This is a genomic window from Pseudomonas sp., from assembly GCF_050739655.1.
Classification (GTDB): Bacteria; Pseudomonadota; Gammaproteobacteria; order Pseudomonadales; family Pseudomonadaceae; genus Aquipseudomonas.
In genome coordinates, this window is record NZ_JBOIBY010000446.1 from 1 (window position 1) to 8,132 (window position 8,132).

Here is an 8,132-nt window from a genome sequence, read left to right on the forward strand (position 1 = left end):
GCCTTACAAGCAGAATGTCGGCGGTTCGATCCCGTCATCACCCACCACTCCCGAGAGTCTTGCGAAAGCAAGATGGAAGCTGAAATGCCTCCACCGACGCGCAGCGGTAGTTCAGTCGGTTAGAATACCGGCCTGTCACGCCGGGGGTCGCGGGTTCGAGTCCCGTCCGCTGCGCCATATTTTCCGAGTCAGATTCATCTGGTTCGAGATTGAAAAGCTACTGAGTTTTCAATCAGACGAGTTACTTGGACGAAAGTCCAAAGCGATACGCAGCGGTAGTTCAGTCGGTTAGAATACCGGCCTGTCACGCCGGGGGTCGCGGGTTCGAGTCCCGTCCGCTGCGCCATATCTGCCTCAAGGCCCACTGAACGCCTTGGAGCTACGAAGAAAGCCACTGGCTACTTCGAGTCGATAGCAAAGACCCTGGTCGAAAGACCGGGGTTTTTTGTGTCTGAAATTTGGCTTTTTCTCCTCAGCGCGTGCTTGCGCGCGAAAACCTGTAGACGCCGCGACCATTCAGGATGCCCGCGTCATCGTTAACGCTTTTCGCGAGCAAGCTCGCTCCTACATTAGGGGCAAGCCCGTTCCCACAAGAATCTCCAGTGGACACAATTTTTGTGAACGCTCGATAACCCTGTGGGAGCGGGCTTGCCCGCGAAGACGGCTTGCGCATCACCACAATCTTCAACTCATCAACCTGCTGCGTCGCAAGGTCGCGGTTTTTTGATCTCTTGGTCAGTTTTTTGTTTTCCGCGAACGGATAAACCTTTAAAGTTAACCTTTCGGTCAGCTTTGAACTGTCTTCACGCCCTTTGCATCGTCAAGAAGGGCTTCTGCACGACTCGAGATTCCCGTACATAATCAGGAAGGGCGGACCCCATAACCGCCCAGAGGATGATCCATGTCCAACCGTGAAATATCCCGGCGCTCGTTCCTTCAGGGCGGGCTGGTAGCGGGTGTGAGCGTGACGCTCACACCATTGAGCAGCCAGGCGCTGGCAGCCTTGATGGAAAACAGCGTGACCGTGCCGTCCGAGCAGTGGCTCGGCAACAATGGCAAGGCGCGCGCCCGTAACGATGCCTTGTCCAAGGTCTGCGGCAGCAAAGTCTTTGCCCGCGACATCCGGGCCAAGGACATGCCGGGCTGGCCGCAGCAGCAAGGCCACGCCATGTTGCTGAAAACCATCAAGGCTGACCGAATTTATGACGGTTATGACCTGTCGTGGCTCGGCGCCGATCTGCAACCAGATCGCATCGTCACCGCCGAAGACCTGGTCAAGGACGGTATCGCCTTCCCGGAAGAGCACGCGCCTGACCCGCTGCTGCCGGCCGGCAAGGTGCCGATGTTCATCGGTCACCCGGTGGCGATCCTGATCTGGAATGACTTCGAACGTTTCCGCAAGGCCAAGGCCCAGCTCAAATTCAATGACAAATCAATTCGCTATGGCGGTATAGCGCCGTTCTACGAAGGCGATCCCTACGGCAGCTTCCGCTACGTGCGCGTGGGCGGCGCGACTTCGGCGGACGAAGACGAATTTGCCAGCCTCAAGGATTCGATCCTGTTCCCGATGCTGAAAAACCGTCGTCCGGTTTGGAACTCACAGCCTAACCTGCACGGCAACCTGACCGAGCGCGGGTTGTTTTACGCTGATCGCATGAAGCAGCAGATCGATACGCCGCCGGACAATTGGCTAGTGTTCGATGAGCGCTACAAGACCCCGTCGATCGAACCGGCTGCGATGGAACCGGACAACGGCAACGGCTGGTACGACCCCGCCACCAAAACCCTGCATTTCGTCGTTGCGACCCAGTGCCCGCTGGAAACCGCGACCGAGACGGCGAAGATGATCGCCCCGTCGCGTTTCGGCCTGGCCAACCTGAATATGCATCCCGGCTACACCGTCGGCTACGGTTCCAAGGACCACAACATTTTCGTCTACTACGCCGCCCTCGCAGCGTTGTACGGCGCAGGTGTCCCGGTGCGTCTGGCCAATGACCGTTATGAGCAGTTCCAGAGCGGCATCAAGCGTCACCCGTTCGACATCCGCTATCAACTGGCGGTGGACAAGACCGATCACAGCTTCAAGATTTTCCGCGCCGAGATGAGCGTCGACGGTGGCGGGCGGGTCAACTACAGCCCGTCCGTGGCAGCGGTTGGCGCCACGGCGGCGCAGTCGATCTACTACATGCCGCAGAACGACTTGCAGGTCACGGCCTATCATTCCCGCGCCGTCGAGGCCGGTTCGATGCGTGGCTATGGCACTTTGCAAAGCATGGCGTCGACCGAAATGATGGTCGACGAAATCGCTGGTCGCCTCGGTGTCGATGCCATTGAACTGCGGCGCAAAAATGCCCTGCGTTCGGGCATGAAGAACACCCAGGGCGCGGTGCCCGCAGGCGCGTTGCGCTTGCATGAAATCCTCGACAAGGCCGCGGTTCACGAAGTCTGGAAGAACCGCGACGCGATCAAGAAACAACGCGAAGCAGCCGATCCCGATAATTGGTACGGCGTCGGTTTTGCCATCTGCCAGAAAGACTTCGGGACCGGTTCCGAAGCGCCGATGGCGAGCATCGAGTACACCGTTGACGGTCGCATCACCCTGCGCCACATCGGGATCGAAATTGGCACCGGCATGTCGACTTCGCAAGCCATGGTCGTGGCCGATTTCCTCGGTAACCCGGCGCACGAAGTGAAGACCGGCGAAACCGAATGGAAAGAGCTGCAACTGATCAGCGGCGGCAACCCGTACATCATGAGCCAGGCCGAGCAGGACAATTTCCTGCGTAACCCGCGCTGGGTCGGCAAGGTCGCTTCGGCTTCGTCCGCCACCAACTCGGCCTACTACTTCAGCCATGCCACCCGTGAAGCAGCGCGCGTGCTGTTCAACCACGGTTTGTGGCCGGCGGCGCTGGAGATCTGGCGGCAAGGTCCTTTCGGCGGCCAGGCCAACCCTTATGTGGTGCGCCGCGAAGACGCCCATTGGGTCGATGGCAAGCTCACCGCCAACGGCATGGAGCCGCTGCCGTTCGAAATGCTTGCCAAACGTGCCCACGAACGCGGTCTGGTAACTGGCGCGACGGTGCACGGCTTCAACCGCTGGAGCTGGGCCGAGGCTGAATTCAGCATCGATGGCGTGCGTGAGCGCTTGCCACTCGATGGCCTGGCAGTGAAGTACGGCGACGGCGCTCCGAAGGCGAAGCTGGCGCAGATGACCAGCGCCGGTTTCCACTTGCTGGATCGGCAGAACATCGCCTACCCGGCGACTCAGTTGAACAACGCGGCGGTGACCTACTACAGCCCGGTTGCGACGCTGGTGGAAGTGAAGGTCAACAAGGGTTCGTCTGAAGTGTCGGTGCTCAACCATCACTCGTGGGTCGAGTGCGGTCGGGTGCTGGTGCCGGAACTGGTCAAGGGCCAGATCGAAGGCGGGATCGCCATGGGCATCGGCCATGCGCTGATGGAGGAAATGCCGTTGTACGAAGGTGGGCCGGGGGAGGGCGACTGGAACTTCAACCGTTACCGTTTGCCAATGGCGCGCCATGTTGCGGTTTGGAAACAGACGGCGGAGATCCTGCCGCCATTGTCGCCAAGTGATCCGTCCAAGGGCATCGCCGAGGTAGTGATGATCCCGGTGGTCGGCGCTATCGGTAACGCCGTGGCCCATGCCATCGGTAAACGTGTCCGCGACCTGCCTATCACTTCTGCACGCATCAAGGAGGCCCTCAATGGCTAACCGTCCGCTTCAACTGACCCTTAACGGTCAATCCGTCGGCCCGGTGGACATCCCTGATGACCTGCCGATGATCGACTACCTGCACGAGTACAAGAACCTCACAGGCTCTCGCCTGGGCTGTGGCCAAGGCATCTGCCACGCCTGTGTGGTGATCGTCGATAACCCCGACGGCACCAGCGAGGAAGTGCGCACCTGCATCACCGGCGCGCACTATTTCGAAGGCAAGAAAGTGCGGACCATCGAAGGCCACGCCACCCGCGACGAGCAGGGCAAGGTCACCGAGCTGAACCCGATCAAGCAGCGGTTCGTCGATGAATTCGCCTTCCAGTGCAGCTACTGCGCGCCAGGTTTCGTCAACGCCGCGACCGTGTTGGTGGAAAAGCTTCAGCGTCAGCCAATCGTCAAGAGCCAGCTGGAAAAGGTCATTGAGGATAGCCTCGGTCATCACATCTGCCGTTGCACAGGGTACGTGCGCTACTACAGCGCCACGCGCAACGTGCTGACCGATCTCGGCCTGGTCAAGGAGGGTTAAGCATGAAGCAACTACTTAGCCGTCTTGCACTGGCGGTTGGACTGGCTGCGCCTGTATTGCTGGCTCACGCGGATGATCAGGTAAAGCGTGGCGAGTACCTCGCCCGCGCGGCTGACTGCATGGCTTGTCACACCGCACCGGGTGGCGCGCCGTTTGCGGGCGGTCTGCCGATCGTTTCGCCGTTCGGCACGATCTACGGCACCAACATCACCCCGAGCAAAGACCACGGCATCGGTTTGTACAACGATGACGAGTTCTTCGCGGCGCTCACCGAAGGCAAGCGTCGCGATGGTGCCAACCTGTATCCGGCGATGCCATACACCTCCTATCACCTGATGCCGCGTAAAGATTCCGATGCGATTCACGCTTACCTGAAGACCGTCGCGCCGATCGAGCGTGCCGCACCGGTGACCAGCCTGAGCTTTCCGTTCAACGTGCGCCTGGGCCTGATGGGTTGGAACATGATGTACGGCAAGGACGTGAAACTGGCGCCGACCGAAGGCAAGAGTGAAGCCTTCAAGCGTGGCCAGTACCTGGTCGACGTGCTCGGTCACTGCGGCGAATGCCACACCCCTCGCGGCTTGCCCGGTGCGATGCAGCAGGACAAGCGCATGACCGGCGGTATTCTCAACGGCTATCTGGCGCCGAGCTTGCTGGCCACTGACCTGGCGGCTCGCGGCTGGAATCCTCAGGATTTGAGCTCGTTCCTCAAGCACGGCATGAGCGCCCAGGGCACGATGTTCAACGAGATGTTCCCGGTATTCCACAACAGCACCCAGGGTCTTTCCGACTCGGATCTGGCAGCCATGGCCACGTTCCTGCTCGGCGATCAGCCGCCAGCGGCAAAAGTGCTGGTTGACGTGCCATTGGAAAAACTCAGTGCCAGCGCCCAGCGCGGTCGTCAGGCGTACCTGAACGTCTGCGCCGGTTGCCACGCGGCAGGCGGGGAAGGAAAACCTCACATCGCCGTGGCCATGCGCGGCAACACTACGTTGCGCCTGGAGGACCCGCGCAACCTGGTGCGGGTGATTGATGATGGTATCGGAGAGCAGAAATTCTCCGGGTTCGAACACATGCAACCGATGCCGGGTTTCGCCGAGAAACTCAGCGACGACCAGCTCACGGATTTGCTCAACTACCTGCGTGAAGGGTGGGGTGGTCAGTCGGGTGATCTGGCGGTGAACGATGTGCAGAAGCTGCGAGCCGACGCGCCGCCGCTTGAGCACAAGGCGCACTGACATGCAGCATCTCGATCTGCAAGTGGTGCGACGGGCGCTGGAGTGGTCATCGGCCGGTCAGCGCGTCTGGCTGTGCACGGTCCTCGCCACCTACGGTTCGGCGCCACGCGCGCCGGGCTCGTTGTTGGCGGTGAATGCTGATGGGCACTGGATCGGTTCGTTGTCCGGTGGTTGCGTCGAGGAAGACTTCCTTGAGCGTGTCGCCGAAGGCGCATTCGAGAATGCGGTCAGCGTTGTTCGTTACGGCGAAGGCGACGATCCGCGCTCGAGGGTCAGTTTGCCCTGTGGCGGTGTGCTCGATGTGCTGGTGGAGAAGCTTGAGGCCGACTGTGAGGTTCAGGCGCATTTGCGGGAGCTGGAGTCGGCGCTGTTGGGCCGGCGCCGGTTGATCCGTGAAGTCGATCTGGCCAGCGGCGCACGCACGTTGTTCGACGACCGTGAGCAGGGTGTTCGGGTTGAGCGTGAAATCGACCGGGTTCGACTGCGTATCGGCGCGGCTCAGCGTCTGTTGCTGGCCGGTTATTCCAGTGTGGCGCAGGCCTGTGCGGAGTTTGCCGTTGGCCTGGGGTTCGAAGTGATCTTGTGTGACCCGCGCGATGAGGTGCTCGAAGGCGTGGTGCTGGACAGCGTGGAAATTCGTCGCCAACTGCCGTCGGTATTTATCGCTGATGGTGGTTGCCACAGCGATACGGCCGTCGTGGCGCTGACCCACGATCCGCGCATCGATGACCTGGCAATGATGGAAGCGGTGCGCACCGAGGCGTTCTACATCGGCGTGATGGGCTCGTTGCAGACATCGCAAAAGCGCTTCGAACGCTTGCGACGTATTGGCGGTTTGGGGGATGTCGAGCTGGCGCGGATTCATGCGCCGATCGGCTTGAACCTGGGCAGCAAGACGCCGGCGGAAATCGCGTTGGCGGTGCTGGCCGATATTCTGCGGATTCGCAGTGGTATTGCGCGGGATCGTCTCTAAGATCAAAAGATCGCAGCCTGCGGCAGCTCCTACAGTGGACGTATTTCCATGTAGGAGCTGCCGCAGGCTGCGATCTTTTGTTTTTGCGGGTCAGTACCCGAACTTGTCCCGCAACCCGTAATACCACGCACCCAACGCTGCAAACGGTGTACGCAACAACTGGCCGCCGGGGAACGGGTAGTGCGGCAGGTCGGCAAATGCGTCGAAACGCTCAGCCTGACCACGCAATGCTTCGGCCAGCACCTTGCCGGCCAGGTGCGTGTAGGTCACGCCATGGCCGCTGCAGCCCTGTGAGTAATAGATGTTGTCGCCCAGCCGTCCGACCTGTGGCAGACGTGACAGGGTCAACAGGAAGTTGCCGGTCCAGGCGTAGTCGATCTTCACGTCCTTGAGTTGCGGGAACGCCTTGAGCATCTTCGGCCGGATGATCGCCTCAATGTTCGCCGGGTCCCGAGCGCCGTACACCACGCCGCCGCCGAAAATCAGGCGCTTGTCGCCCGTCAGGCGGTAGTAGTCGAGCAGGTAGTTACAGTCTTCGACGCAGTAATCCTGAGGCAGCAGGCTTTTAGCCAACTCTTCACCCAAGGGCTCGGTGGTGATGACCTGGGTGCCGCATGGCATCGACTTGGCGGCCAGCTCTGGCACCAGATTACCCAGGTAAGCGTTGCCCGCCACGATGACGAATTTTGCCCGGACCTTGCCTTGTGGCGTGTGCACCACCGGACTCGCACCGCGCTCGATGCGCACGGCGGGTGACTGCTCATAAATGGTGCCGCCCAGTGATTCAACCGCCGCTGCTTCGCCCAGCGCCAGGTTGAGTGGATGAATATGCCCGCCGCTCATGTCGAGCATGCCGCCGACATATTGATCGCAGGCCACCACTTCCCGAATACGACGTTGATCCATCAGCTCCAACTGCGTGTGGCCGAAACGTTCCCACAGACGCTTTTGGGACTCCAGGTGGCCCATCTGCTTTGAAGTGATGGCGGCGAACACCCCACCGTCCTTCAAGTCGCATTGGATGTTGTACCTGGCCACCCGCTCACGAATGATTCGCCCGCCCTCGAACGCCATGTGCCCCAACAATTGCGCCTGCTTGGGGCCGACACTGCGTTCGATCACGTCGATATCACGGCTGTAGCTGTTAACGATTTGCCCGCCGTTACGCCCCGAAGCGCCGAAACCGACTTTGGCGGCTTCCAGAACTGTAACTTTGAAACCGTTCTCCAGCAGGAACAGGGCAGAGGACAGCCCGGTGTAACCGGCGCCGATTACACAGACATCAGTCTCAACGTCATCCTGCAGCGCCGGGCGCGCCGGAACCGCATTGGCCGATGCGGCGTAGTAGGATTCCGGGTAAGGGGTGTTCGCCATCCTGCAGCCTCTGTTTAATTTATTTAACGAGTGCGTCGATCCTACCCGAGTTAAAAAACCACCGCCAGCCACCGGAAAATCTTCTTTGCAGCGACCAAATTAAATATTTTGCATATTCATAGGGTTAGCGCGAAAAAAGGTGTTGACACCCCTCCGGAATTCCGTAGAATGCCGCCTCACAGCAGGCACGTAGCTCAGTTGGTTAGAGCACCACCTTGACATGGTGGGGGTCGTTGGTTCGAGTCCAATCGCGCCTACCAAACAAAATCCGCTCTGCTGGGC

General features: G+C 60.1%; 5 protein-coding genes and 3 tRNA genes. 7 read left to right on the forward strand and 1 reads right to left on the reverse strand.

The window, feature by feature from the left end; translation table 11 throughout:
- The first annotated feature begins 100 nt into the window (after nt 1–100).
- The 6 genes from ACRESJ_RS21525 to ACRESJ_RS21550 all read left to right on the forward strand — a co-directional run bounded on the left by ACRESJ_RS21525 (nt 101) and on the right by ACRESJ_RS21550 (nt 6,476).
- Nucleotides 101–177 (forward strand) — tRNA-Asp (locus tag ACRESJ_RS21525).
- 92 nt (nt 178–269) lie between these two features.
- A tRNA-Asp gene (locus ACRESJ_RS21530) sits at nt 270–346 on the forward strand.
- 555 nt (nt 347–901) lie between these two features.
- On the forward strand, nt 902–3,733 hold the full coding sequence (locus ACRESJ_RS21535; protein ID WP_431759709.1) for a xanthine dehydrogenase family protein molybdopterin-binding subunit: 2,832 nt from the start codon (nt 902–904) through the stop codon (nt 3,731–3,733).
- Nucleotides 3,726–4,265: a (2Fe-2S)-binding protein gene (locus ACRESJ_RS21540; protein ID WP_431759710.1), complete on the forward strand. Its 540-nt coding sequence runs from the start codon at nt 3,726–3,728 to the stop codon at nt 4,263–4,265. Before ACRESJ_RS21535 ends, ACRESJ_RS21540 begins: the two co-directional genes overlap by 8 nt.
- Before the next feature lie 2 nt (nt 4,266–4,267).
- Nucleotides 4,268–5,503: a c-type cytochrome gene (locus tag ACRESJ_RS21545; protein ID WP_431759711.1), complete on the forward strand. Its 1,236-nt coding sequence runs from the start codon at nt 4,268–4,270 to the stop codon at nt 5,501–5,503.
- A 1-nt stretch (nt 5,504) separates the two neighbouring features.
- Entirely contained in the window at nt 5,505–6,476 is a 972-nt protein-coding gene (locus ACRESJ_RS21550) for an XdhC family protein (RefSeq protein WP_431759712.1), read from the forward strand.
- A gap of 90 nt (nt 6,477–6,566) precedes the next feature.
- On the opposite strand, the gene ACRESJ_RS21555 is transcribed toward ACRESJ_RS21550, so the two are convergent.
- Nucleotides 6,567–7,850, reverse strand: coding sequence for an NAD(P)/FAD-dependent oxidoreductase (locus tag ACRESJ_RS21555; RefSeq protein ID WP_431759713.1), 1,284 nt, complete (start codon nt 7,848–7,850; stop codon nt 6,567–6,569).
- Nucleotides 7,851–8,033: 183 nt separating this feature from the next.
- Here ACRESJ_RS21555 and ACRESJ_RS21560 point away from each other — a divergent pair.
- A tRNA-Val gene (locus ACRESJ_RS21560) sits at nt 8,034–8,110 on the forward strand.
- Nucleotides 8,111–8,132: the final 22 nt, after the last annotated feature.